General features: G+C 60.0%; 23 protein-coding genes and 2 pseudogenes. 14 read left to right on the top strand and 11 right to left on the bottom strand.

Annotation, left to right across the window (positions count from 1 at the left end):
* Positions 1-101: 101 nt before the first annotated feature.
* From AB4O25_RS06245 to AB4O25_RS06200, 10 genes and pseudogenes are all read left to right on the top strand, one after another.
* On the top strand, positions 102-1010 hold the full coding sequence (locus AB4O25_RS06245) for an NAD(+) kinase (protein ID WP_016972754.1): 909 nt from the start codon (positions 102-104) through the stop codon (positions 1008-1010).
* A complete protein-coding gene (locus tag AB4O25_RS06240; RefSeq protein WP_161979896.1) occupies positions 988-1962 on the top strand; it encodes a metallophosphoesterase in 975 nt (324 codons plus the stop codon). Before AB4O25_RS06245 ends, AB4O25_RS06240 begins: the two co-directional genes overlap by 23 nt.
* The gene (locus tag AB4O25_RS06235; RefSeq protein WP_017528546.1) at positions 1959-2828 is read left to right on the top strand and encodes a rhomboid family intramembrane serine protease; all 870 of its coding nucleotides are present in this window, start codon (positions 1959-1961) and stop codon (positions 2826-2828) included. The genes AB4O25_RS06240 and AB4O25_RS06235 overlap by 4 nt, the downstream gene beginning before the upstream one ends.
* Positions 2829-2842: 14 nt before the next feature.
* Entirely contained in the window at positions 2843-3103 is a 261-nt protein-coding gene (locus AB4O25_RS06230; protein WP_017528545.1) for a YeaC family protein, read from the top strand.
* Positions 3100-3930 carry a DUF2797 domain-containing protein gene (locus AB4O25_RS06225; protein ID WP_017528544.1) on the top strand — a complete coding sequence of 277 codons (831 nt, stop codon included), beginning with the start codon at positions 3100-3102 and terminating at the stop codon, positions 3928-3930. Before AB4O25_RS06230 ends, AB4O25_RS06225 begins: the two co-directional genes overlap by 4 nt.
* Before the next feature lie 13 nt (positions 3931-3943).
* Positions 3944-6601 carry an aminopeptidase N gene (gene pepN / locus AB4O25_RS06220; RefSeq protein ID WP_065878884.1) on the top strand — a complete coding sequence of 886 codons (2658 nt, stop codon included), beginning with the start codon at positions 3944-3946 and terminating at the stop codon, positions 6599-6601.
* Between the two features lie 344 nt (positions 6602-6945).
* Positions 6946-7662 carry a helix-turn-helix transcriptional regulator gene (locus AB4O25_RS06215; RefSeq protein WP_068936633.1) on the top strand — a complete coding sequence of 239 codons (717 nt, stop codon included), beginning with the start codon at positions 6946-6948 and terminating at the stop codon, positions 7660-7662.
* Positions 7663-7713: 51 nt separating this feature from the next.
* Positions 7714-8049 carry a nuclear transport factor 2 family protein gene (locus AB4O25_RS06210; protein WP_017528541.1) on the top strand — a complete coding sequence of 112 codons (336 nt, stop codon included), beginning with the start codon at positions 7714-7716 and terminating at the stop codon, positions 8047-8049.
* A 15-nt stretch (positions 8050-8064) separates the two neighbouring features.
* A pseudogene (zapE, locus tag AB4O25_RS06205) lies at positions 8065-9169 on the top strand (cell division protein ZapE).
* Positions 9170-9338: 169 nt separating this feature from the next.
* Positions 9339-9833 carry a GNAT family N-acetyltransferase gene (locus tag AB4O25_RS06200; protein WP_017528539.1) on the top strand — a complete coding sequence of 165 codons (495 nt, stop codon included), beginning with the start codon at positions 9339-9341 and terminating at the stop codon, positions 9831-9833.
* A 99-nt stretch (positions 9834-9932) separates the two neighbouring features.
* On the opposite strand, the gene AB4O25_RS06195 is transcribed toward AB4O25_RS06200, so the two are convergent.
* The 4 genes from AB4O25_RS06195 to AB4O25_RS06180 all read right to left on the bottom strand — a co-directional run bounded on the left by AB4O25_RS06195 (position 9933) and on the right by AB4O25_RS06180 (position 14704).
* Entirely contained in the window at positions 9933-10142 is a 210-nt protein-coding gene (locus tag AB4O25_RS06195) for a hypothetical protein (protein ID WP_116078537.1), read from the bottom strand.
* A gap of 142 nt (positions 10143-10284) precedes the next feature.
* Positions 10285-12507: a TonB-dependent siderophore receptor gene (locus AB4O25_RS06190; protein WP_460150657.1), complete on the bottom strand. Its 2223-nt coding sequence runs from the start codon at positions 12505-12507 to the stop codon at positions 10285-10287.
* A gap of 114 nt (positions 12508-12621) precedes the next feature.
* Positions 12622-14379 (bottom strand): phosphoethanolamine transferase CptA, encoded by a 1758-nt coding sequence (locus tag AB4O25_RS06185; protein ID WP_017528536.1) that lies wholly within the window; start codon positions 14377-14379, stop codon positions 12622-12624.
* A gap of 160 nt (positions 14380-14539) precedes the next feature.
* On the bottom strand, positions 14540-14704 hold the full coding sequence (locus AB4O25_RS06180; protein WP_017528535.1) for a DUF6026 family protein: 165 nt from the start codon (positions 14702-14704) through the stop codon (positions 14540-14542).
* 286 nt (positions 14705-14990) lie between these two features.
* Between AB4O25_RS06180 and gnd the strand changes: the two are divergent.
* The 3 genes and pseudogenes from gnd to AB4O25_RS06165 all read left to right on the top strand — a co-directional run.
* A pseudogene (gnd, locus tag AB4O25_RS06175) lies at positions 14991-15908 on the top strand (phosphogluconate dehydrogenase (NAD(+)-dependent, decarboxylating)); the annotation flags it as partial.
* A gap of 63 nt (positions 15909-15971) precedes the next feature.
* Entirely contained in the window at positions 15972-17495 is a 1524-nt protein-coding gene (gene zwf, locus AB4O25_RS06170; protein ID WP_017528533.1) for a glucose-6-phosphate dehydrogenase, read from the top strand.
* Positions 17492-18325: a Cof-type HAD-IIB family hydrolase gene (locus AB4O25_RS06165; RefSeq protein ID WP_017528532.1), complete on the top strand. Its 834-nt coding sequence runs from the start codon at positions 17492-17494 to the stop codon at positions 18323-18325. Before zwf ends, AB4O25_RS06165 begins: the two co-directional genes overlap by 4 nt.
* A gap of 58 nt (positions 18326-18383) precedes the next feature.
* Here AB4O25_RS06165 and AB4O25_RS06160 read toward each other — a convergent pair whose 3' ends face one another.
* The gene (locus AB4O25_RS06160; RefSeq protein WP_017528531.1) at positions 18384-18644 is read right to left on the bottom strand and encodes a hypothetical protein; all 261 of its coding nucleotides are present in this window, start codon (positions 18642-18644) and stop codon (positions 18384-18386) included.
* A 343-nt stretch (positions 18645-18987) separates the two neighbouring features.
* Between AB4O25_RS06160 and AB4O25_RS06155 the strand changes: the two genes are divergently transcribed.
* Positions 18988-20310: a sigma-54 dependent transcriptional regulator gene (locus AB4O25_RS06155; protein WP_460150656.1), complete on the top strand. Its 1323-nt coding sequence runs from the start codon at positions 18988-18990 to the stop codon at positions 20308-20310.
* Positions 20311-20379: 69 nt separating this feature from the next.
* Here AB4O25_RS06155 and AB4O25_RS06150 read toward each other — a convergent pair whose 3' ends face one another.
* From AB4O25_RS06150 to AB4O25_RS06125, 6 genes are all read right to left on the bottom strand, one after another.
* Positions 20380-21681, bottom strand: coding sequence for a coiled-coil domain-containing protein (locus tag AB4O25_RS06150; RefSeq protein ID WP_068936613.1), 1302 nt, complete (start codon positions 21679-21681; stop codon positions 20380-20382).
* Positions 21682-21730: 49 nt separating this feature from the next.
* A complete protein-coding gene (locus tag AB4O25_RS06145; protein WP_017528528.1) occupies positions 21731-22474 on the bottom strand; it encodes a hypothetical protein in 744 nt (247 codons plus the stop codon).
* A gap of 38 nt (positions 22475-22512) precedes the next feature.
* The gene (locus tag AB4O25_RS06140; RefSeq protein ID WP_017528527.1) at positions 22513-23193 is read right to left on the bottom strand and encodes a C39 family peptidase; all 681 of its coding nucleotides are present in this window, start codon (positions 23191-23193) and stop codon (positions 22513-22515) included.
* Positions 23194-23254: 61 nt separating this feature from the next.
* Positions 23255-23998 carry a hypothetical protein gene (locus tag AB4O25_RS06135; RefSeq protein WP_065878893.1) on the bottom strand — a complete coding sequence of 248 codons (744 nt, stop codon included), beginning with the start codon at positions 23996-23998 and terminating at the stop codon, positions 23255-23257.
* 67 nt (positions 23999-24065) lie between these two features.
* On the bottom strand, positions 24066-24614 hold the full coding sequence (locus AB4O25_RS06130) for a hypothetical protein (RefSeq protein ID WP_017528525.1): 549 nt from the start codon (positions 24612-24614) through the stop codon (positions 24066-24068).
* Positions 24614-25063, bottom strand: coding sequence for a hypothetical protein (locus tag AB4O25_RS06125; RefSeq protein ID WP_026067309.1), 450 nt, complete (start codon positions 25061-25063; stop codon positions 24614-24616). The genes AB4O25_RS06130 and AB4O25_RS06125 overlap by 1 nt, the downstream gene beginning before the upstream one ends.
* Between the last annotated feature and the right edge of the window lie 306 nt (positions 25064-25369).

Here is a 25369-nt window from a genome sequence, read left to right as displayed (position 1 = left end):
ATTGTCATCAAGGCTTCACGGCGACAAAGGATTTTGCCTCAAGCGGCCTTTCGCCCATAATCGTTTCTTTTTTGCCACACCCCACATCCCGCAGGAGCCCCATGGAGCAATTTCGCAATATCGGCATTATCGGTCGCTTGGGCAGTACCCAGGTGCTGGACACCGTCCGCCGGCTGAAAAAATTCCTGCTGGAACGCCACCTGCATGTGATCCTCGAAGACACCATCGCCGAGATTCTCCCCGGCCACGGCCTGCAAACCTCGTCGCGCAAGATGCTCGGTGAAGTCTGTGACATGGTCATCGTGGTGGGCGGTGACGGCAGCCTGCTCGGCGCGGCGCGGGCGTTGGCGCGGCATAACGTGCCGGTGCTGGGGATCAACCGGGGCAGCCTGGGGTTTCTGACCGATATCCGCCCCGATGAGCTGGAAGTGGAAGTGGCCAAGGTGCTTGACGGCCATTACCTGGTGGAAAACCGCTTCCTGTTGCAGGCCGAAGTGCGCCGTCATGGTGAAGCCATCGGCCAGGGCGATGCGCTCAATGACGTGGTGCTGCACCCCGGTAAATCCACGCGCATGATCGAGTTCGAGCTGTATATCGACGGCCAGTTCGTGTGCAGCCAGAAGGCCGATGGCCTGATCGTCGCCACGCCCACCGGGTCGACTGCCTATGCGCTGTCGGCCGGTGGCCCGATCATGCATCCCAAGCTCGATGCCATTGTGATTGTGCCGATGTATCCCCATATGTTGTCCAGCCGGCCAATTGTGGTCGACGGCAACAGTGAGCTGAAAATCGTGGTGTCCAAAGACATGCAAATCTACCCGCAAGTCTCCTGCGACGGGCAAAACCATTTCACCTGCGCCCCCGGTGACACCATCACCGTGAGCAAAAAAGCGCAGAAACTGCGGTTGATCCACCCACTGGATCACAACTACTACGAAGTGTGCCGCACCAAGCTTGGCTGGGGCAGCCGCTTGGGGGTGGAGGCGACTGATGCTCGATCCCGCGCGTAGCTACGACCTGATTGGTGACGTGCACGGATGCGCCCATACCCTTGAGCACCTGCTCGACCAGATGGGTTATCACAAGCAGGGCGGCACCTGGCGCCATCCGTCGCGCATGGCGGTGTTCCTCGGCGATATCATCGACCGTGGCCCGCGCATCCGCGAGGCGCTGCACATCGTGCATGACATGGCCGAAGCCGGCCAGGCGCTGTGCATCATGGGTAACCACGAGTTCAACGCCCTGGGCTGGGTCACACCCGCACCGCCCGGCAGCGGCCGCCAGTTCGTGCGTGAGCACACGCCGCGGCATGAACGGTTGATCCACGAGACCCTGACGCAGTTCGAGCACCACCCGACTGACTGGCATGACTTCCTTGGCTGGTTCTACGACATGCCGCTGTTTGTCGACGCCGGGCGTTTTCGCGTGGTGCACGCGTGCTGGGATGAGGGCTTCATCCAACCGCTGCGCGCGACCTTCCCGGATGGCTGCATCGACCAGCACTTCCTGCAAGCCGCCGCCGTGCCGGGCAGTTTTGCCTGTAACGCATTCGACCGCCTGCTGCGCGGCACGGATATGCGCCTGCCCGATGGGCTCACACTCACCGGCGGCGATGGCCTGACGCGTTCGTTTTTTCGCACCAAGTTCTGGGAAGACGACCCGAAAACCTACGGCGACATTGTGTTCCAGCCCGATGCATTGCCGGAGCCGGTGGCGCGTACGCCGTTGTCATCGACGCAAAAAAATTCCCTGCTGCGCTACGGCGTCGACGAGCCCTTGTTGTTCGTCGGCCACTACTGGCGCAGCGGCACACCGGCGCCGATCCGCCCGAACCTGGCCTGCCTGGATTACAGCGCGGTGCTGTACGGCAAGCTGGTGGCGTATCGACTGGACCAGGAAACCCGCCTGGACCCGCGTAAATTCGTATGGGTCGACGTTGAGCGGCCTGAGGTCATTAAATGAGCACCGTGGCTGTATTGCGCTTGCCCCTGAGCGTTGACCTGGGTGGTTTCGTCAACCTGCTGCAACGCATGCAAGTGCCCCACCGCGTCAGTGAGGAGGCGGGGGAACAAGTGTTGTGGGTGCCCGAGAGCATCAGCGATGACGTGCGCGTGTTGTACCAGCGGTTTCCCGCCGGTGATCCGGACCGGCAATTGGACATTCCCGAACAGGCGCCGTCGACTCGACCCGGCTTTGCCCAACAGGTGCGGCACAGCCCGGTGACGGCGCTGGTGCTGCTGGCCAGCCTTATCGTCGGCGCGGTGACCCTGCTCGGCGAGAACCTGCAAGCCATGGCCTGGCTGACGTTCCTGCCATTCCGGGTGATGGGGGAGTACATCCAGTTCACGCCGTTCGCCGACATGTTGGCGTCGGGGCAGTGGTGGCGGTTGGTCACGCCGATGCTGATCCACTTCGGCATCCTGCACCTGGCCATGAACGGCATGTGGTACTGGGAATTGGGCCGGCGCATCGAAAGTCGCCAGGGTGGTATCAACCTGCTGGGCCTGACGCTGTTGTTCAGTCTGGTCTCCAACTACGCTCAATACGCCTATGGCGGCCCTGGCCTGTTCGGCGGTTTGTCCGGCGTGTTGTATGGCCTGCTCGGGCATTGCTGGATTTTTCAATGGTTGTCGCCCAACCCGGCTTACCGCCTGCCCCGTGGGGTGCTGGTGATGATGCTGGTGTGGCTGGTGCTGTGCCTGTCGGGGCTGGTCTCGATGATCGGCTTCGGTGAAATCGCCAACGCGGCCCATGTGGGCGGCTTGGCTATCGGTTGCCTGACCGGTTTGCTCGGCGGTGTGTACAACCGTCGCAAGTCGTCTATTTGATAAGGAAGAGCCGCATGTCCTCTTTTGCTGAAATGATCGAAAACATCACGCCCGACATCTATGAGAGCCTCAAGCTCGCCGTGGAAATCGGCAAGTGGTCCGATGGGCGCAAGCTCACCGCCGAACAGCGCGAGCTGTCGCTGCAAGCGGTGATCGCCTGGGAAATCCAGAACCTGCCGGAAGACCAGCGCACCGGCTACATGGGGCCGCAGGAGTGCCAGTCCAAATCGACCACCGTGCCGAACATCCTGTTCAAGTCGGATGCGATCCATTGATTGAGATCGGTCGCGGTGCAGTCAGCAAAATGTCGGCGCAACTCGGTGAGCCGACCGTTCAATACGCGTTTCGTCTGGGCGATACCGAGGTGCCGGTCAACCCGCTGATCGGTACCCATATACGCCTGGAGTACCTCGGTGCCATCCATTGCAGCCATTGCGGCCGCAAGACCAAGACCAGCTTCAGCCAGGGTTATTGCTACCCGTGCATGACCAAGCTGGCCCAGTGCGACCTATGCATCATGAGCCCCGAGCGTTGCCATTACGACGCTGGCACCTGCCGCGATCCAGGCTGGGGCGAGCAATTTTGCATGACCGACCACGTGGTGTACCTGGCCAACTCGTCAGGCATCAAAGTCGGTATCACCCGCGCTACCCAGTTGCCCACGCGCTGGCTGGACCAGGGCGCGAGCCAGGCGTTGCCGATCATGCGTGTGGCCACGCGCCAGCAATCGGGCTTCGTCGAAGACGTGCTGCGCAGCCAGGTGGCCGACAAGACCAACTGGCGCGCACTGCTCAAGGGCGATGCCGCGACGGTGGACCTCAAACAGGTGCGCGATGAACTGTTCGCGTCCTGTGCCGATGGCCTGTTGCAATTGCAGGAACGCTTTGGCCTGCAGGCCATCCAACCGGTTACCGACATCGAGCCGCTGGAAATCCGCTACCCGGTGGAGCAGTATCCGGCCAAGATCGTCAGCTTCAACCTGGACAAGAACCCGATTGCCGAAGGCACGCTGCTGGGGATCAAGGGCCAATACCTGATCTTCGACACCGGCGTAATCAATATTCGTAAGTACACGGCCTACCAGCTCGCCGTGCATCAGTAAAAGGATGCCACCCATGCGCACCGAACAACCGAAGATGATTTACCTGAAGGACTATCAGGCGCCGGACTACCTGATCGACGAGACGCACCTGACCTTCGAGTTGTTCGAGGACCACAGCCTGGTCCACGCGCAGCTGGTGATGCGCCGTAACCCCGAGCGCGGCGCCGGTTTGCCGCCGCTGGTGCTGGACGGTCAGCAACTGGAGCTGTTGAGCGTCAATTTGGCCGATCTGGAATTGACCGACGCTGACTATCAGTTGACCGACAGCCACCTGACCGTGCACCCAAAAAGCGCCACCTTTACCCTCGACACCACGGTCAAGATCCACCCGGAAAGCAACACCGCACTGGAAGGCCTGTACAAGTCCGGCAGCATGTTCTGCACCCAGTGCGAGGCCGAAGGCTTTCGCAAGATCACCTATTACCTCGACCGCCCGGACGTGATGAGCACCTTCACCACCACGGTGATCGCCGAACAGCACCGCTATCCGGTGCTGCTGTCCAACGGCAACCCGATCGCCAGCGGCCCCGGCGAAGACGGCCGCCACTGGGCGACCTGGGAAGACCCGTTCAAGAAGCCGGCCTACCTGTTCGCGCTGGTCGCCGGTGACCTGTGGTGCGTCGAAGACAGCTTCACCACCATGACCAATCGTGAGGTGGCGCTGCGCATCTACGTCGAGCCGGAAAACATCGACAAGTGCCAGCACGCCATGACCAGCCTGAAAAAATCCATGCGCTGGGACGAAGAAACCTACGGCCGCGAGTACGACCTCGACATCTTCATGATCGTCGCGGTCAATGACTTCAACATGGGCGCCATGGAGAACAAGGGCCTCAATATCTTCAACTCCAGCGCCGTGCTGGCCCGCGCCGAAACCGCCACCGATGCCGCGCACCAGCGCGTCGAGGCGATTGTTGCCCACGAATACTTCCATAACTGGTCGGGCAACCGCGTGACCTGCCGCGACTGGTTCCAGCTGTCGCTCAAGGAAGGCTTTACCGTGTTCCGTGATTCGGGCTTCTCGGCCGATATGAACTCAGCGACGGTCAAGCGCATCCAGGATGTGGCGTACCTGCGTACCCACCAGTTCGCCGAAGACGCCGGCCCCATGGCCCACGCCGTGCGCCCGGACAGCTTTATCGAAATCTCCAACTTCTACACCCTCACCGTGTACGAAAAGGGCTCGGAAGTGGTCGGCATGATCCACACCTTGCTCGGTGCCGAAGGCTTCCGTAAAGGCAGCGACCTGTACTTCGAGCGCCACGACGGCCAGGCCGTGACCTGCGACGATTTCATCAAGGCCATGGAAGATGCCAACGGCGCTGACCTGAGCCAGTTCAAGCGCTGGTACAGCCAGGCCGGCACCCCACGCTTGGCGGTGAGCGAGTCCTACGACGCCGTGGCCAAGACCTACAGCCTGACCTTCCGCCAGAGCTGCCCGGCAACCCCGGACAAGGTGGAAAAACTGCCGTTCGTGATCCCGGTGGAATTGGGCCTGCTGGACGGGAAGGGCGCGGGCATTGCCTTGCGCCTGGCCGGTGAAGCCGCCGCCGCTGGCACCTCGCGGGTGCTTTCGGTGACCGAAGCCGAGCAGACCTTCACCTTTGTCGATATCGCTGAACAGCCGCTGCCTTCGCTGCTGCGCGGTTTCTCGGCACCTGTGAAACTGAGCTTTGCGTACAGCCGCGATCAACTGATGTTCCTGATGCAGCACGACAGCGATGGCTTCAACCGCTGGGATGCCGGCCAGCAACTGGCGGTGCAGGTGTTGCAGGAGTTGATTGGCCAGCATCAGGCCGGCCAGCCGCTGAAGCTTGACCAACGCTTGATCGACGCGCTGCGCACGGTGTTGAGCGATGAGCGCCTGGATCAGGCGATGGTCGCGGAAATGCTGTCGTTGCCCGGCGAAGCCTACCTGACGGAAATCAGCGAAGTGGCGGATGTCGACGCCATCCACGCCGCCCGCGAGTTTGCCCGCCAGCAACTGGCAGAGCACCTGTTCGAAGCGCTGTGGCTGCGTTATCAAGCCAATCGTGAACTGTCCAAGCAGACGCCTTATGTCGCAGCGGCCGAACACTTTGCCCGGCGCGCGTTGCAGAACATCGCGCTGTCGTACCTGATGCTCAGCGGCAAGCCTGAAGTGTTGGCGGCCACCCTGGACCAGTTCGACACCAGCGACAACATGACCGAACGCCTGACCGCGCTGGCGGTGTTGGTGAACTCGCCGTTCGAAGCGGAAAAGGCCAAGGCACTGGCGGTATTCGCCGAGAACTTCAAGGACAACCCGCTGGTCATGGACCAATGGTTCAGCGTGCAGGCCGCCAGCACCCTGCCGGGCGGCTTGGCGCGGGTGCAGGCGTTGATGGAGCACCCGGCGTTCACCCTCAAGAACCCGAACAAAGTGCGCGCATTGATCGGCGCGTTTGCCGGGCAGAACCTGATCAACTTCCATGCGGCCGATGGTTCGGGCTATCGCTTCCTGGCCGACCTGGTTATCCAACTGAACGGCTTCAACCCGCAGATCGCATCGCGCCAATTGGCGCCACTGACCCGCTGGCGCAAATACGACAGCGCGCGCCAGGCGCTGATGAAGGCCGAGTTGGAGCGCATTCGTGCTTCGGGCGAGCTGTCGAGTGATGTGTTCGAAGTGGTCAGCAAGAGCCTTGCGTAAGCATGCGTAAATGCACTTGAACTTGTGGTGAGGGCGCTTGCTCGCGTGACGGCCGGGCAGGCGATCAAGTTGCAAGACAAGTAAGCGGTTCAAATGTGGGAGCGGTGCATCAGGTCAGTACCGGGGCGCCAGTCAACTCGTCACGGGAGCAAGTGCCCTCGCCACAGGCTCAACCTGGCACCTGAGATACGTAGATACCCATGCTTGCATGAGCGTAGCTATTGAAAAAACGGTCATGACAGGCCGTTTTGTTCTTTAACCGAAAGGCCTACCTTGCTGCTGACACTTTCTGTCAGGGCGCTCTGCTAAGCTGCGGCACTTTTGGCTTTTTCGGTGGGATCAACGTGTCGCGTACCGCTCGCTTACTGACCTTGCTGCAGGCCCTGCGGGGTAAGAAACGTCCTGTCACCGCCGCCGCGCTGGCGGCGCAGTTGGAGGTGTCCGAACGTACGCTGTACCGCGATATCGCCGAGTTGACCGCCCTGGGAGCGCCTATCTTCGGGGAGGCCGGCGTAGGTTATGTGTTGCGCAATGGCCTGTTTTTACCGCCGCTGATGCTCAATGCCGAGGAAACCGAAGCCGTGGTGCTGGGCTTGCGTTATGTGGACCAACGTGGGGACGAGGTGCTCAGTCGCGCGGCTGCCAACGCGTTGGCCAAGATTGCCGATGTACTTGACCCCGCCGCCCAGGAGGCCTTGCGCAACCCGACGCTGTTGCCCGGCCCGCCGGGGTTTGGTTACCCGGAAAACCGCGTGCCGCTCAATGTGTTTCGCGAGGCCATTCGCACTCAGGCCAAGCTGCATATCGATTATGCGGACGCCAGCCAGACCCAGAGCCAGCGACTGATCTGGCCGCTGGCCCTGGGCTTTCTCAATGAAGTGCGGGTGATCGTGGCGTGGTGTGAGTTGCGCGGCGCTTATCGCACCTTTCGCACCGACCGTGTGGCGAGTGCGCAGGCTCAGGGCGAGCGTTATCCGGGGCGGCGTAGCGACTGGTTGCGAGCCTGGCGCAAGCTGATGGAGCAGAACGAATCCGCGCCGTTCACTCCTGACAAAAACTGACACACCCTTGGCATAGCATGGCGCTATAAATCACCAACAAGGAGTTGTGCCATGTCCCTTCCCGAATTGGCCCCCGCCATCGCGGCCTATCTCGTGGCGACCAATACCCATGACACCTCGGCCGTCGCCCAGTGTTTTGCCGACGACGCCAATGTGTTCGATGAAGGCCAGCATCAGGTCGGAACCGCCGCCATTGCGCGCTGGATGGAAGACACCGCGCGGCGCTACCAGCCCCGGGTGGAGGTGCTCAAAGTGCAGCATCGCACCGGCAAGGTGTTGGTCAGCAACGTGGTCTCCGGCAATTTCCCTGGCAGCCCTTTGGAGCTACGCTACACCTTCCGTCTCAACGAGCAGGGCAAGATTTCACGGCTGGATATCTCGCTGTAGGTCATAATCGCGGGCATGACTTTCGACTCGCCCCTCGCCGCCTATCAACACGCCATCGCCCAACAGGGCTTCGTCGCCGACGCTGCCCAGCGCCGGGCGGTGGACGCCCTGCAAAGCTGTCATCAGGCCCTGCATCAAGGTCATGCGCCGATCACCGGTGTTTACCTGTGGGGGCCGGTGGGGCGCGGCAAAACCTGGTTGATGGACCAGTTCTACCAAAGCCTGCGGGTACCCGCGCGTCGTCAACACTTCCACCACTTCATGGCGTGGGTGCATCAGCGCTCGTTCCAACTGACCGGCACCCCCGACCCGTTGCAGGCCCTGGCGCGTGAACTGAGCCAGGCTGTGCGTGTGCTGTGTTTTGACGAATTGTTCGTCAATGACATTGGCGACGCGATCATCCTTGGTCGCCTGTTCCAGGAGATGTTCGCGCAAGGCGTGGTGATGGTCTGCACGTCCAACCAGCCGCCGGACCAGCTGTACGCCGGAGGTTTCAACCGTGAGCGGTTTTTGCCGGGTATCGCGGCGATCACGCGGCACATGCAGGTGGTGGCGGTGGATGGAGCTGAAGACCACCGGTTGCATCCAGGGCATCGGCCTGCAGCGCTATTGGGTGAATCAGCCTGACGCGCTGGCCGGCGTATTCAAGCAATTGGCCGCAGGGCAGGGGGGCGGCAGCGGGCCGGTGGTCGTCGGCCATCGTTGCATCACTGCCGTGCACGCCAGTGACAGCGTGCTGTGGTGCCGCTATGCCGACCTGTGCGAGCAGCCCTTGGCGGCGATGGACTTTATGCTGCTGTGTGATCGCTTCAAGGCGATTTTGCTGGGTGAAGTGCCCGACCTGAGTGCGCAACAGCGCCCGGGCCGAATTGCCCGTGGTACCGAAGATGGCGTTCAGCGTGTAGCGGCGGGCGACCGCGAATTGCCGCAATTGTCGGTGCACGATGACAGTGTGCGCCGGTTCATTGCCTTGGTGGATGAGTGCTACGACCGCAAGGTGCCCTTGTTTATCGAAGCGCGGGTACCGTTGGAGCGCCTCTATACCGAGGGCTACCTGGCGTTTCCTTTCCGACGCACCCTGAGCCGCTTGCAGGAAATGCAGCTACAGCGTTTCGGCTGAGTGCTGTGCGAAAAACACCGGGCGTGTGCAGCCGGCGCGTTTTTATCGGCGTATCTTTCGTGCTTTCGGGCCGACATTTGTAGTTAATCTCCTTCATCCGCTGCCGACTCCGCGCTTACAATCGAGGCCCCAAAGGGAGACGATTCCCTTGTTGTGATCGAGGAAGGCAATGGAAACCCCAGATATCCTGGTGCTGCAAGCCAGCTACACCAACCCTGTGCATGCCGAGGCGATTGGCCGCGTGCTCAATAACTACGCTGAAGACCCGATGGGCGGTGGCCATAGCCTGCCCGCTGATTTATTGGCGCAACTGCCCGGCGAACTGGCCAAGCGCCCCCATGCCTTCAGTGTCCTGGCGTTTGTGGGTGGTGAGCCGGCGGGGCTGGTGAATTGCTTCGAAGGGTTTTCCACGTTCGCCTGTCGGCCGTTGGTCAATATCCACGATGTGGCGGTAATGGATGAGTTTCGTGGCCTGGGCTTGAGCCAGAAGATGTTGCAGAAAGTCGAAGAGATTGCTCGCCAGCGCGGCTGCTGCAAGATCACTCTGGAAGTACTTGAAGGTAACGCTGTGGCTCAGTCTGCGTACAAAAAGTTTGGTTTTGATGATTCAAGATTTGATCCGGCGTACGGGCGTATGTTGTTCTGGAATAAATCGCTTTTATAAATAACCGGCAAAAAAAGGGCGCCACTTAATGGCGCCCAGAGGTACCGATGCCAAAGGAGCGGAATGGCAAAGGGGAGTGCGGATTAACTAAGTATTAAATTAACTTTTCGGTTGTGCCTGATCAGCGGTGTCGCTCTTCAGTGTTTTGCCGTCGGCGGATGCCGTTTGTTCGGCGGTGCCATGAAGTTCTTGCTGGACGAAGGCGAAGTCGTTATAGAACGCCTTGGAACGCTCCGAGCCGCCCTCGGCAAACGCTGCGGCAGAGGTCAGGGTGATCAGGCTGGCAAGCATCAAGGTCGACAGTTTCATAGCAATGTTCCCATTAAGAGTGATAGGTATCCGGTCACGTCGTGATCAGATTCATGGCGCGACTATGGGGCTATCTTATTAAGTGGGAGTTAACCCCGGGATGACCCGACGTTAACTATTTTGTTAGCGGTGCCGAGCGTGTTTACAGTGTCCAGTCCAACGCGAGCGTGAGGGTGCGCGGTGCTCCCCAATAAACGCCGTTATAAAAACCGACACGCTCGTAATATTTTTTATCCAGTAGATTATTAATAGTCAGCGAAGTGGAAAGATGCTCGTCGAATTGGTAGCGGGACATCAGGTTGACCACCGTATAAGCCTGTTGAGTGATCTTTGTCGATTGCGTGTTCAGATTGCCGTCGGCGTCTCGCCCACCGGTAGGGCGTTGGGCAAATTCAAAGAAATCGCTCTGCCAATTCACGCCGCCACCCACCGTCAACCCGCGCCATGTACCCGGCAGGCGATAGGTGGTCGAGGCCTTCAGCATATTCAGGGGCAAGTTGGTGTTGTTGCGTTGCTTCTCGCCGTTGAGTGAATGGGTATAGGTGTAACCCGCCGTGAGGTTCCAGTCCGGCATGACCTCGCCGGATATCTCCATTTCAAAACCCTGCACCTTGTTGCCCTTGCCGCCGGTTTTATAGAACTGCTCGCCGGTTTTGGGATCCGGCGGGGCGGTGTTGTCGAGTTCCGCCACGTTATCCTGGGTGCTCCAGAAAAACGCGGTGGCCAGGTTCAAGCGCTCGTTCAGCAGGCTGCCCTTAAGGCCTATTTCGTAATTGCTGCCCACCACCGGTTCCAGGTATTTCTTGCCGGCGTCGCGTTCGTCCTGCGGGTTGAAGATGTCGGTGTAGCTGGCGTACACCGTGTATTCGGGCGTCAGGTCGTAGAGCACACCCGCATAAGGGGTCCACATATCATTGTGGGTCTGGCTGGTTTTGCTGGAGGAGGTCAGTTGGTTTGCGAGGTTGTAGTCCGGGGAAGTGCTTTGGATCTCCCAACTGCCATATCGGCTGCCCAGCACCGCGTGCAGTTTGTCTGTAAGGCTCAGGCGTGTGGCCAGGTAGCCTGCCTTCTGTTTTTTGCTGCTGTGTTCGCCCTTGAGGCCGGTGGTGCGATCGGCAAATTTGCCGATGCCGCCCATGTGTTTCCAGTCTTGAATTGTTTCATAGCCTGCCGGCGTCGAAAAACGCTGGAAGGGCGACGAGTCCCGTTGCGCGGACTCACCATAACCCACCATTAACTCGTGCTCGCGCCCCAACAATGAATAGGCGCCGGCAAGGTTGAAATCGAGCGCATCCATTTTAGAGGTGCCGACCATCTGGCTGGTCCAGGCGGTCATGCCGCTGCCGTCCGCGTTTGGAAACCCCGAGCCGCCGTAATACACCTTGCCGTCGCTGTCGCTTTGTCGGTGGGTATAGGCCGCTTTGAGGCGCCAGTTCGCGGTGAGTTTGTGGTCAATCGAGGCGAAGGTGGTTTGGTCTTTCAGCGGCCAGGAACTCCACGTTGTCGCCAGGTTCGCCGAGCGCGATAGCCGAGCCTTGCTGCCGTCACTGTTCCAGTACGGTAGCGTGCCCCAGGAGGAGCCCTGGACGTGCTTGTTCTGGTAATCGAAGCCGACGGCCACCACGGTATCGTCCGTCATGTCGGCTTCAAGAATGCCGTAACCCACCTCGCGTTGTTGTGCGTAATTGTCGCGGTAGGACTGGCTGTCGCGGTAGGCGAACACCGTGCGCCCGCGCAGGCGTCCGTCAAAGGCCAGGGGGCCGCCCACATCCAGGTAGCTGTAGTAATTGTCATGGCTGGCGCCGCTGACGCCGGCCTTGGCCTGCCACTGTGAGGTGGGGCGTTTGCGGATCATGTTGACCGTGGCGGATGGATCGCCCGCGCCGGTGGTCAAGCCCGTGGCCCCACGCACCACCTCGATACGGTCGTAAATAATGGTGTCGGAGTCGGACTTCATGCGCCCGAACGTATTGAGCATGCCGTCGACCTGGAAGTTATTGATTGAATAACCTCGGGCGGAATAACCCGCGCGGTCCGAATCCATATGTTGCACGGTCACGCCGGTGGTCTGGCGCAGCACGTCGGTCAGGGTATTGAGGTTGAAATCATCCATCTGCTGGCGAGTGATCACCGAGATCGATTGTGGGGTTTCCTTGACGGACAGGTTCAAGCGCGTGGCGGTGCTCATCGAGCCGGTGGTGTATGCCCCGGTGTGCTCGGTAGTGGCGCCCAACCCTTCGGCGGTGATGCTGGTGGCATCGAGTTCAAGGGCTTTGGTGGTGGCTTCAGCCAGCAGAACCGGGCTCAGGGCTACGCTGAAGAGGCCAAATGTGAAGCGCATGGTACGGGTGGAAGGCACGAACATCGCGGGAGACTCCTTGTCGTCTTTGCGGCCTTCCCGGTAGGGAAAGGCCATGGTTCAAAGACGAAAGGAGTGGTGGAACTTTAGGCTTAAACGAGAATGATTGTTATCTTTGTGTTACGGAGCGGGTTTTTCCTGGAGCACCACATCAGTTGGATTGGGCTTTTTCGGCTTGATCAGGCTGAAATCAATCAAGGCTTTCTGCTGACGCTGGTAAGGGTCGCCGATCAGCAGCGGGCGTGGCTTGAAGCTGTCACTTACCAGGCTTTTGCTACGGTCCAGTTCGTTGAAACTCAGCCCGGCCAGGTCGGCCCAGGTGTGTATCAGTTGCGAGCTGCTGTAGGGGCGCTGCAGGTCGCCGGCAAAATTCCAACTGTGGCTTTCGCGCCATTTGGGCGAGGCATAGGCCATGAACGGAATGGTGTACATCGGTGCCGTCGGTTTGCCTTCGTTACGGCCCAGCGTGGTATGACCGGCCGAGTCGAATACGTCTTCGCCGTGGTCCGACAGGTACAGAAGAAAACCGTTGGGGTCAGTCTTGGCGTAGTCCTTGATCAGGCTTGACACCACGAAGTCGTTGTATAGCACCGCATTGTCGTAGCTGTTGTAGACCGGCAGTTGATCGTCGCTGATCCCGGCCGGTACGCCTTGGCGGTCGGTGAACGTGTCGAAGGTCGGCGGGTAGCGGTACTGGTAGCTCATGTGGGTGCCCAGCAGATGCACCACGATGAACTTGCGCTCAGCCGGATCGGCCAGGGCCTTGGCAAACGGTGCGAGCACGTCGCCATCGTATTGGCGGGCGTTCTGGTTGCGGTTGTTGTTCAGGTACACCTGCTCATCGGCTTGTTCGGAGAACGTGGTGAGCATGGTGTTGCGCTTGGTCATGGTCTGCTGGTTGGTGATCCAGTACGTCTTGTAGCCGGCCTGCTTCATTACGCTGACAATCGACGGCGTTTTGAGGTACAGGTCCGGGTTCTCCTCGTCGGCGAACGTCAGTACCTGTTGCAGCGCTTCGATGGTGTAGGGGCGCGGGGTGATGACGTTGTCGAACACCGCCAGTTGGTCGCGCAGTTTGTCCAGTTCCGGCGTGGTGTTGCGCGGGTAACCGTAGAGGCTCATGCGCTGGCGATTGGTGGACTCGCCGATCACCAACACCAGGGTCGAAGGCTGGTCTGCCATGCTGTCTTTAAAACCAGTCAAAGGCGGGATCTGGCTGGCGCTGTCGAGCATGCCCTGCATGTTGTCCAGTTGCTCGGTGTAGCGGCGATACGCAACGATCATCTGCCAAGGCACGGCGGGCTCGATACGGGTTTCGAAACCGTCGATGGCGTGTTCCAGGTTGTCGTTGGTGGCGATCTGCTTGACCAGCGGGTAACCGACCACCGCGAGCACGATTGCCGCCGCTGCCAGCATGGCCTGGCCACGGGGCAAGTACACCGGGCGCAGGCGGGTCCACAGGAAAATCGCCATGGCGGTGTGGGCAATAAAGGCCAATACGATCCACCAGGCGAAGTACTGGGTGGCGTATTCACCGGCTTCAGAGATGTTCGACTCGAACATGATGAAAATGACGCTTTGCGAAAATTCCTGCTGGTAGATGAAGAAATAACCCAGGCTGGCCATTGAGCAGGCCCACAGGACTACGCCGATCAGTGCCGCGAGCAAGCGCGTGCGGCGCGGGAACAGCAACATGGGGGCGAGCCAAAGTGCGCTCATGAAGAAGGCTTGGCGAAAGCCACTGAAGCCGGAAGTGCCGCTGAGCTGGATCAGCAGTTGGGTGATACCCGAGAAATACCAGAAAAACAGGAATAGCCAGCCAAGACCGGCCCAATCAAAGCCTTTCGCAGACGTGGTGCTGCGTTCGAACATCGCCATCCAGCGCTCCAACCCGATAATTTGTCAGTTGACGCGCAGGTGTGCACGCAACAGAGGCCATCCTGCGTGGGATGGCCCTTGGGGGCGGGAGTATCGAGAACAGCGTGTGAAAACTTTGTGAGATTTTTGTAGCCGTTATCTTACAAAGTGATGACGGGACTCAGCAGAGCGCTGGCTGCACACCGGCGGGCTGGTCCAGTTGGGCCTGGATGATATGCGCGCGCAGGCGCAGGATTTCCTGCTGCAGGTGATCGCGTTCGTCTTTCAACTGGCGCAACTCATCGCGACGGATAGAGACGTAGAGAGTCTGTGGGGGGCGGGTCATCTGTGCTGTGCTCATTGCTTGCCTCGCAAATAGGCGGTGTGTCGCGGCGTGCCAGAACGCTTGAGTCGAGGTTCTCGGCAACAGTCGGAAGCAATTCTGAATTCTTTTTCGCGGCAATGGAACTTTTTTATTTTTGGCGGTCGTGTGACTTTGGTGGCAGTGATGGTGAAACGATGGCAACTTTTTTGCCATGAAACTACACGGATCTGGCCCTGACTAACCCTCATTAGCCTCATTGCGCTATAAACTATGTCACACATTTTTTAGTAGTTAGGAGCATCAGCACATGCAACTGGGGATTATCGGACTAGGCCGCATGGGCGGGAATATTGCACGGCGCCTGATGCTCAATGGGCATACCACCGTTGTCTACGACCGTAACGAAGCATTTGTCAAAGGCTTGAGCGAGGAGGGCGCCACCGGCGTCGCCAACTTGCAGGCCCTGGTTGCCGGGCTGCAAAAGCCTCGCGCCGTCTGGGTGATGTTGCCGGCAGGCGACCCCACCGAAAGCACCATTAATGAACTGAGTGAGCTGCTGGAGCCCGGTGACGTGATCATCGACGGCGGCAACACCAACTACAAGGACGACGTGCGTCGCGGAAAAGCACTCGCCGAGAAGGGCCTGCATTACGTGGATGTCGGCACCTCCGGCGGCGTCTGGGGCCTGGAGCGTGGCTACTGCATGATGATCGGTGGCGACACCGAGACCGTGCAACGCCTGGACCCGATCTTCAAAAGCCTGGCCCCTGGCCTGGGCAGCATCCCGCGTACCAAAGACCGTTCGGCCGCTGCCGACCCGCGTGCCGAGCAGGGCTACATCCACGCCGGCCCTGCAGGCTCAGGGCATTTCGTCAAGATGATCCATAACGGCATCGAGTACGGGATGATGCAGGCGTTTGCCGAAGGCTTTGACATCCTCAAGACCAAGAACTCGGACAACCTGCCGGAAGATCAACGCTTTGACCTGAACGTTGCCGACATTGCCGAAGTCTGGCGCCGTGGCAGCGTGGTCTCGTCCTGGCTGCTGGACCTGACCGCCGACGCCTTGGCCACCGACCCTAAACTGGACGGCTACTCCGGTTCCGTGGCCGACAGTGGCGAAGGCCGCTGGACCATCGAGGCTGCGATGGAGCAGGCCGTGCCGGTGCCGGTGTTGTCCACGTCGTTGTTCGCGCGTTTCCGCTCGCGCCAGCAGAGCACGTACGGTGACAAGATGCTGTCTGCCATGCGCTTCGGCTTTGGTGGTCATGTGGAGACCTCCAAAAAAATGACCGCCAACGGCAAGAAACCCAAGGCCGAACCTGCTCCACCCACCACCTTGTTTCTGTTTGGCGCCCATGGCGACCTGGTCAAACGCCTGCTCATGCCGGCGCTGTACAACCTCAGTCGTGACGGTTTGCTGGGCGATGGCCTGCGTATTGTCGGCGTCGATCACAACGCGATCAGCGATGCCGACTTCGCCGCCAAGCTCGAGGCGTTTATCCGCACCGAGGCCGCGAGCAAGGTCAAGGGCAATGCCGATAACGCCCTTGACCCGGCTTTGTGGGCGCAACTGGCAAAGGGCATCAGCTATGTCGAGGGCGACTTCCTCGACGACCGCACCTATGCCGACATCGGCAACAAGATCGCCCAAAGCGGCACCGGCAACGCGGTGTTCTACCTGGCCACCGCACCGCGTTTCTTCAGTGACGTGGTGCAGCGCCTGGGCAGTGCGGGCCTGTTGACCGAGACCGATGACAGTTTCCGTCGCGTGGTCATCGAAAAACCGTTCGGTTCAGACTTGGCCACCGCTGAAGCCTTGAACGCCTGCCTGCTCAAGGTAATGAGCGAGAAGCAGATCTATCGCATCGACCATTACCTGGGCAAGGAAACGGTGCAGAACATCCTCATCAGCCGTTTCTCCAACGTGCTGTTCGAGGCGTTCTGGAACAACCACTACATCGACCACGTGCAAATCACCGCCGCCGAAACCGTCGGCGTGGAGACCCGGGGCAATTTCTTCGAAAAAACCGGCACCCTGCGCGACATGGTGCCTAACCACCTGTTCCAGTTGCTGGCGATGGTGGCCATGGAACCGCCGGCGGCGTTTGGCGCCGATGCGGTGCGGGGTGAAAAGGCCAAGGTCATCGGCGCGGTACGCCCCTGGTCGCTGGAGGATGCGCGGGCCAACTCGGTACGGGGCCAGTACACTGCGGGTGAAATCGCCGGCAAGCCCTTGCCGGGCTATCGCGAAGAGGCCAACGTCGCGCCTGACAGCAGCACCGAGACCTTCGTGGCGCTCAAGGTGATGATCGACAACTGGCGCTGGGTTGGCGTGCCGTTTTACCTGCGCACCGGCAAGCGCATGAGCGTGCGCGACACCGAGATCGTGATCTGCTTTAAACCGGCACCGTATGCGCAGTTTCGCGACACCGAAGTCGATGAGCTCAAGCCTACCTACCTGAAGATCCAGATCCAGCCCAATGAAGGCATGTGGTTCGACCTGTTGGCGAAAAAGCCCGGGCCGACCCTGGACATGGCCAACATCCAACTGGGGTTCGCCTATAAGGACTTCTTCCAGATGCAGCCTTCGACCGGGTACGAAACCCTGATTTACGACTGCATGACCGGTGACCAGACCTTGTTTCAGCGCGCCGACAACATCGAGAACGGCTGGCGTGCGGTGCAGCCGTTCCTGGATGCGTGGAAGCAAGACGATGGGATCCAGGCCTACAAGGCCGGTGAAGATGGCCCGGCGGCGGCCGATGCGTTGCTGGCCCGCGATGGCCGTACCTGGCACACGCTCGGATGAGTGACGCCGCGATCCATCCCATCCGTTTTATCCTGAGTGACGTGGACGGCACTTTGCTGCATCCCGATCACCGCTTCAGCCCACGTACGTTGGATGCGGTACACCAGCTGCGCGAGGCTGGGGTGTTTTTCAGCCTGGCCAGCGGGCGCCCGCCCAAGGCCATGCTGCACTTGGTCGAGGCGTTCGGCATCGATATTCCGGTGGCGGGCTTCAATGGCGGCACACTGATCAACCCGGATGGCAGCATCCTGGTTGCCCACCATCTGCCGGCCGAGGCGGCGCTGATTACGCTGGCGCTGTTTTCGGCCGAGCCGGAGGTGGAAGTCTGGGTGTTTGCTGACGGTGACTGGTTGCGCCGTGATCCACCGGGGCCGATGGTGCAGCGCGAAGCCGACGGCCTGGGGTACGGGCCGGTGGTGGTGGAGAGTTTCGAGCCCTACCTGGACCGGGTCGACAAAATTGTCGCGGCCAGCAACAACGCCCAATTGCTGGTGGAGCTCGAAGCACGGCTGCAGCCCAAGGTGCAGGGGCTGGCCCAGGTGTCGCGTTCGCAACCGGTGTATCTGGATGTCACCGCCATGTTGGCCAACAAGGGCGAAGCCTTGAAGACCTTGGCACACCATCTTGGCGTACCACTGGAGCAAACGGCGGCGATCGGCGATGGCGGCAATGACCCGGCGATGTTTCACGTGGCCGGGTTGTCGATTGCCATGGGGCAGGCCGAAGAAACGGTCAAGCGCCAAGCACGCGTGGTCACCGGCAGTAATGTCGACGATGGCGCGGCCGAGGCGATTGAACGGTTTATTCTGGCGGCGCGACGAGCACCATAAGTGATACGACGCAACTTTCGATCACTGTTTTGCAGTGATCGAAAGTGTGCACGTTGACTTACTTGGGCATTGCCCAGGACTGCAACTGGTGGCCATCTTTGTCGAGCTCGGCGCGGGCTTGCAACAGCAAGTTTTCCAATTGCGCCGGGTCGCTATAAGTATGCGACGACAGTTGTTTGCGCCCGATACGGGTATTGGTACGGTCGATGACGCTCAGGCTGAGGGCGCCGTTGCCATCGTGCCAGGCCACGCACTGAAAGGGTTGGAAAGCACGGTCTGCGATCAAAAGAGCTTCGTTGATGCGGAGCGGGGCGTTCATGTGGGTCTCTCTCTAAATGCCCATTCAAGTGAGTACCGGCGGTTGGGCGGACCGTGCGGTGGGTTACTTGTACTGATGCACGATGGCGGGGTACGGGTCACATGTTAGCGCCACAATTTTCAACTTTCTGTGATTGGCGTCAGGTAAGCGGCTGTTTTAAAAGCTGAATGAAAGTTTCCAGGGCCTGCAACTTTTTTGTCTGAAGTCTGCGCAAGTGGCTTTTTGCCAACTCTTATAGCAAAACGGTACAAGCCCCGCGTCAATAGCTTGCTAGTGTTAGCGCCAGGCATCACAAACCGTTGTTTCTAAATACTTTTAACAATTTTGACGCCAAGGAACAGTCATGGGTGTGCCCGCCGTCCAACGCCGTTTGCTCGTGGTCGACCCCTGCGACGATTGCCATGGCTTATTGCCCGGCTTGCGCACCGCCGGCTGGGAAGTCGATAGCTGTGCGTTGGAAGCGGTAGGTGACCGATCCTGCGATATCGGCCTGCTGCGCCTGCAGCCCTATCACCTGGAACGACCCGAAGCCGTCAAGGAACTGATTGGCCGCAGCGGCACCGAGTGGATCGCCGTGCTCAGCCAGGATGTGCTGCGCTTGCAAAACGTCGGTGACTTTGTGTGCGAATGGTTTTTCGACTTCCATACCTTGCCCTTCGACGTTGCCCGCGTGCAGGTCACCCTGGGCCGCGCTTTCGGCATGGCGCGCCTACGCGGCAAGGGCCATACCCCGGTGGACGAGGGCCATGAACTACTGGGTGACAGCCGGCCCATCCGCGAACTGCGCAAGTTGTTGTCCAAGCTGGCACCGACGGAGTCCCCCGTGTTGATCCGGGGTGACAGCGGTACCGGCAAGGAATTGGTGGCCAAGACCCTGCATCGCCAATCCCAGCGTCACGCCAAGCCCTTTGTGGCGATCAACTGCGGGGCGATCCTCGAACATTTGATCCAATCGGAATTGTTCGGCCATGAAAAGGGCGCGTTTACCGGTGCCCACCAGCGCAAGGTCGGGCGTATCGAAGCGGCCCACGGCGGTACCTTATTCCTCGATGAGATCGGCGATCTGCCGATGGAACTGCAAGCCAACCTGCTGCGTTTCCTGCAGGAAAAACACATCGAGCGCGTGGGCGGCAGCCAACCCATTCCGGTGGATGTGCGCGTGCTGGCGGCCACCCACGTCGACCTTGAGGCTGCGGTGGCCAAGGGCCGATTCCGCGAAGACTTGTATTACCGGCTCAACGTGTTGCAAGTGGTCACTGCGCCCTTGCGGGAGCGCCATGGTGACGTGGCGATGCTGGCCAACCACTTTTCACGTTTCTACAGTCAGGAAACCGGCCGTCGGCCCCGCAGCTTCAGCGAAACCGCGCTGGTGGCCATGGGGCAACACCCGTGGCCCGGCAATGTGCGTGAGCTGGCCAACCGTGTGCGCCGTGGCTTGGTGCTCGCCGAAGGGCGCCAGATAGAAGCCGTTGATCTGGGCTTGCAAGGCGAGCAGGCAATTTCACCCCCGATGGCTACACTGGAAGACTACAAGCACCGCGCCGAACGCCAGGCGCTGTGCGATGTGCTCAACCGGCACAGCGACAACCTGAGTGTCGCGGCCCGCGTGCTGGGAATTTCCCGGCCCACGTTCTACCGGTTGCTGCACAAACACCAGATCCGCTAGGGCGGGTAAACCGAAAAGCCCCGCAACGACCCTTATCGTTGCGGGGCTTTTTCCTTGTGTGAACCTCAGTTAGAAGTAGTAAGGGAATTTCAGGCTGAACGTAAAGTCCGGCGCATCGTCGGTCATGCCGATCGCCAGGTTCGGCACGATCGTCAGGTTATCCGAGGCCGCAATCGTCATCCCTACGTTGAAATACCCGGCGTTGGCATCGCTGGATACCACCGACTGCCAGTCGCCGCCATCGGGCTTGAGTTTGCTTTTGCGCTGCACCAGGTCGGACACCGAGAACGACATACTCATCTTCTCGTTGAGGGCAAAGGCTACGCCGACGCCGAACTGGAAGCTGTCGCCCAGCCTGACTTTGCCGCCGACTTTCTGGTTGACGTCACTGCTGATGTCATCGAACGAGTCTTCGAAGTTGTGGGTGTAGGACACCGAACCAAACAACACCGCCGGGTCGAAGGTCTTGACCAGCGAGATCCCCGGGGTGACCGACCAGACGCCGTTGCCCGTGGGCAGGCTTTCCGGCACGTACAGGTTGTCGTTGCCCGGCTTGTTGACCAGCTTGATGCCAAACGGCTCTTTACCTGTGGGCGCCTTGACCCGCACCGACACCACGGCATCGGGCAGGGTAGGGGTTTCGTCGAGGAACTTGTAGGCCACGCCGAAGTTGACGTCGCCAATGGTCGGGTCGCGGGTGACCGACTGCTCCGAGGTGGCGGTGCCGTTGTTACCCGCGCCGGCAGACTGGTAGGTAGAGTCGCGGTAGACCACCGGCACGTTCACGTCGAACTGCCAGCGGTTATCGACGTTGTAGCGGCCGGTGAGGTCCAGGGTCCAGTTGTCGGACTTGATGCGGTCCAGGTTGATATTGCCGAGGAAGATCGAGTCCAGCGCCAGGAAACCGTTGAGCGTCAACTGGCGAGCGTCGTAGCGGGCGTAAGTGATGCCGGTTTCAAAGCTGAACTTGCCGTTGCCGAAAAAGCCGCTGGCTTCGTTATACAAGTTGCTCACACTTTGCGCGGGGGCCGAATCGTCCTTGAGGGACTGGCCATAGGAACTGCCGCCGCCGGCGCCGCCGGATGCCGCCGCGGCGCCCGTGCCCGCCACCGTGGTGCCGTTGGCTTTTTGAAAGTCTGCCGGGGATTTGGCCAGGCGCCGTGGCGCGGGAGTCGCCGGCTGGTCTTCGACTTGACGCACCCGTTGTTCCAGCACGGCCAGGGCTTTTTGCTGCACTTCGTACCGCTGCTTGAGTTCCAGGAGTTCCTGTTTGAGGGTTTCGATATCGGCATCCGGCGCGGCATACAAAACGGATGCGGGCAAGAGCGTACTTAAACAGACCACCGCACGGAGCGATAACGATCGATGCATGAAATAAGCCGTCCTTTTCTAATGCGTAAGTGTCGAGGGTCAGCGTAGTTCAATAACCGAGGGTGCGTAGGCCTTTGAGTTGATCCAAATTGCAGTTCAATGCGCCGTTGTTCAAACCGTTATTGTTCATTACCACGTTGAGTTGGGTCATGTTGTTGACGAAGTTGGTGTTGCCGGTCAAAACCGTGCCTTGCAGCACGTTTCCACCGCCGATCTGTTGCAGGCTGTTGCCCTGGTTATGGTTGGCCTGGATCGCCATCTGTAACCCGCCGTTATTGGCCGACACGCTTACACGGCCAGCCGCGCTGTCGCCGGTCACCGTACCGCCGGCCACCAGCACCTGCCCCGATTGCGCGAGGTTGGCGGGGGCAAGGCCGTTCTCGACGGTGATCCCCACGTTGTTGTAGGCGGTGTTGCCGTCGCCGGCGGTGCGCACGCTTTGCGTCACCCCCTGGCCGCTGCCCAGGCCGGCGCCGCCGGTGACAGTGCCGGTACCGGTGTTCGGGTTCGTACCGTTGCCGGTCGAACCGGTGGTTTGCACATAAAATTGCGGAGTGAGGGTGGACGAGTCGACCTGCATGCTCGCCTTGCCGGTGATGCTGTCGCCCACGGCATTGGTCCAGGTGCTGCTCATGACAATGCCGAAACTGATGATGCGCCCCGGCATGACATAACGGCCGCGCAGGTCGGCCATTTCCGAATCCTTGAGTTCGATCGGTTTGAATGCCGATGAAGCATAAGCGGGCATCGAGGCTGCCAGACACATGACCGTCAGCCAACGGGAAGTGTTCATCTTCTGCTCCTGGAGCGTCCTGCCCCTTATTGCGCTTCTTAAAAGAAGTCGCTCTGTATGAAACCGAAATCCATCAGCTCGGCATCGCCTACGGGCCTGAACTCATTCAACTGGTTCTTGGCGGTCAGCGGCGCAGGTGGGTCGAGCAAGACATTGGCCTTGTCGTAACCCTCACCCAGCACGGCGAAGACGATGCCATTCCAGCCCTTGACGAAATCATCGTGGGAATAGCGCTTATGGCCCAGCACCGGGTCGCCGATATAGACCCAGTCCTTGTCGGCTCGCTGCAGCACCACGAAGTGCTTGTAGCCACGAATTTCCAGCAGCACCACCACGGGGATCTTCACGGTAACCAGAGTGTCTGGCGCAATTTTGTAGCCCCGGGCACGCATGCCGATACTTTCGAGGTAGCGCTTCATGTCCAGCATGGAAAAACCCTGGGTACGCACCAGGTTCTGGTCGGCGGTGACCAGCATGCCTTTGATGATGTGATCTTCGTCGACGTCCAGCCAGTAGGCTTGGCGCAGGATGGTGGCGAGTGCCGCGGCACCGCAGCTGAAATCGGTTTTCTGTTCCACCAGGTTGGCGAACCGGCGTTCACGAATACTCTCGACCTTCTTGAAAATCACTGCACCGCCAGGCATGGCGGAGATCGCCATGGTGCCTGCCCACGTGGGGCCGGTGAGCAACATCAGGAGGGTGAGGGTCGCGAGGCGCATGATCGTATGACCTGCTGGACACGGGAATAAAGAAGGGCCTTGTCGCCAAGGCCCCGTTGGATCAGAAGCGCACGCCGCTGGCGCAGACGGTGCAACCTTGACCGATCGACAGGCTGTTGCTGCCTTGGTTGCCCGAGCCCGATTGCAGGTTCACACCCACGTTGCCGGAGTTGCGGTTAACCGAGTTGTCGAGGCTGGAGTTGTTGGACACGTATTGGGCCTTGCCGCCATGGCCATAGCCGTGGCTGGTAGCGGCCGTGTTGAGGTAGCTGTTGGCGAGCGAGTTTTGCTCGGTGTTGGCGGCCGCGGCGATGTTTTTGCCGTCGGCGGTCACGATTGCCAGGTTGTTTTTACCCTGGTTGCCTTGACCGGCCTGGCCGTTGTAACCCAGGTTGCCGGAGTTACCGTTAACCGAGTTATCCAGCGAAGCGTTGTTTTGGGTGCCTTTGTTGACGAAGCTGTTCGCCGCGCTGTTTTGGTTCACATCGACCACGCCGAAGACGGTGGCGGCATCACCTTTGGCGCTGGAGATGGCGGCTGAGTTGTCTGCCTGGTTGCCACTGCCTGACTGGACGTTGACCCCAACGTTACCGCTGTTGCCGTTTACCGAACCATCGGCCGAGGCGTTGTTTTCGGTTTTGGTGTCGTCAAACTTGTTGATCGCGCTGTTTTGTACATCCGTCACGACAGCGGCGATGGTGCCGGTAGGTTGAGGCGCAGGGTGCCAGCCACCTGCTTGAGCTGCGGCAGCCATGAGTGCGGCGAGAGCGAAAACCAGTGGTTTCAGAGCCATTTGAGGTTTCATGGTGTTTCTCCTTGCTTCTAATTAGTGAGTTAAGTGTTGGTACGGTCCAGCCAGTGCTACCAAGCGATTACTTGATAGTGATACCCAGGGTGTTAGCCACTCGGTTCCCCACCCCGGCACTCTGGTTCACCTGAATCACTCCTCGGCTGCCTGTGAAGGCCTGGTCGCTGGTAACGACAAGGCGGCTGCCAGTGGTGGGGGTGAGCCCTGAGTCGGTCAACTGCGTCGTGTTCTGTTGCAACAGGACGCTGTCATCGATGCTTTGCGGGCCAGGGTTGATGCTGATCCGCACGGCGTTGATGGATTGGTTATTGGCCCCGGCCGACTGGTTGATGCCCAGTACACCGTTGCCGCTGGTAAAGGCGTGGCCCTGGATCGCCGCCTTGGCGTTCAGGGACGGGTCGACGCTGCCGTCCATACGCTGGATGTTCACGTTGGTGGCCTGGCCACCAACGGCAATGGCGCGACTGTTGGACGTTTGGTTCTGGTTGCCGGCGGCCTGGTTGATCGACAGAACACCGCCGTACTGTGTGCCGCTGTTGTTGATCACGGCGCTGTCGTCGGCGAATGCGGGGGCGCCGGCCAGCAAGGCGAGGATGAGCAGGGAGCGATTCATTACTTGCCCCCCATCATGCTGCCGATGTTATTCAGGGGCGCCATGCCGCGTTGGATCGAGTCGCTGATCTGCCCGCCCATATTGCTGCCGCTGCCATGACCGGCGGCTGAGCCGGCCCCCAGGGTCGACAGGCTGCTTTGGGTGGCATGCGGGCCGGTCAGGCTGCCGCTGGTCTGTATGGCGCGCACGATGCTTGAGCCGCTGCTGACACCGCCGATATCGCGGTCACTGAGTTCGCCGGTGGCGGCCATGATTTCTTGGCTGGGATTGGCGTTGGCGGTGGTGGGGTAGGGGTCCTTGCCAAAGGCGGCGCGGCCGTACATATGCGCCTGCACGTTGCGGCCGGTCACGATCACGCCGTCACCGGCAACGCTCGGCGCACTGATGCCGACGCTGAGTACACAGCTGATCAGCAGTACGTTCATCGAACCTTGAGTGAGTGTGGTCACGGCGGCATTCCTTATTGTTCGCGCTGACCCTAAACAGCGCTGTAAGGGACAGAGCAGAAGCCGTGCCGTTTTTTATTTATTGTTGTTATTCAAAGGCTTGTGATTTTTTGCGTAGCGCGTGATGTTGCGGCTGTTTCATGGCTGATACAGCTTGTCGTTCAGGCGCTCTTATACCGTCACACCCCAAACGATTCACCCGTCTGTATCAGCGCTGTAACACTGCACATGACAAAACGATGAATCCGCTCACGGCGTGCGGTTCAGGGCGGGGAGGTGTTTCAAAAATGGACACAACAGGCACGCGTA

This window comes from Pseudomonas sp. S3_A03 (genome assembly GCF_054668275.1).
Note: the sequence above shows the minus strand (reverse complement) of the source record. Positions and strands in the feature narration are given on the sequence as shown.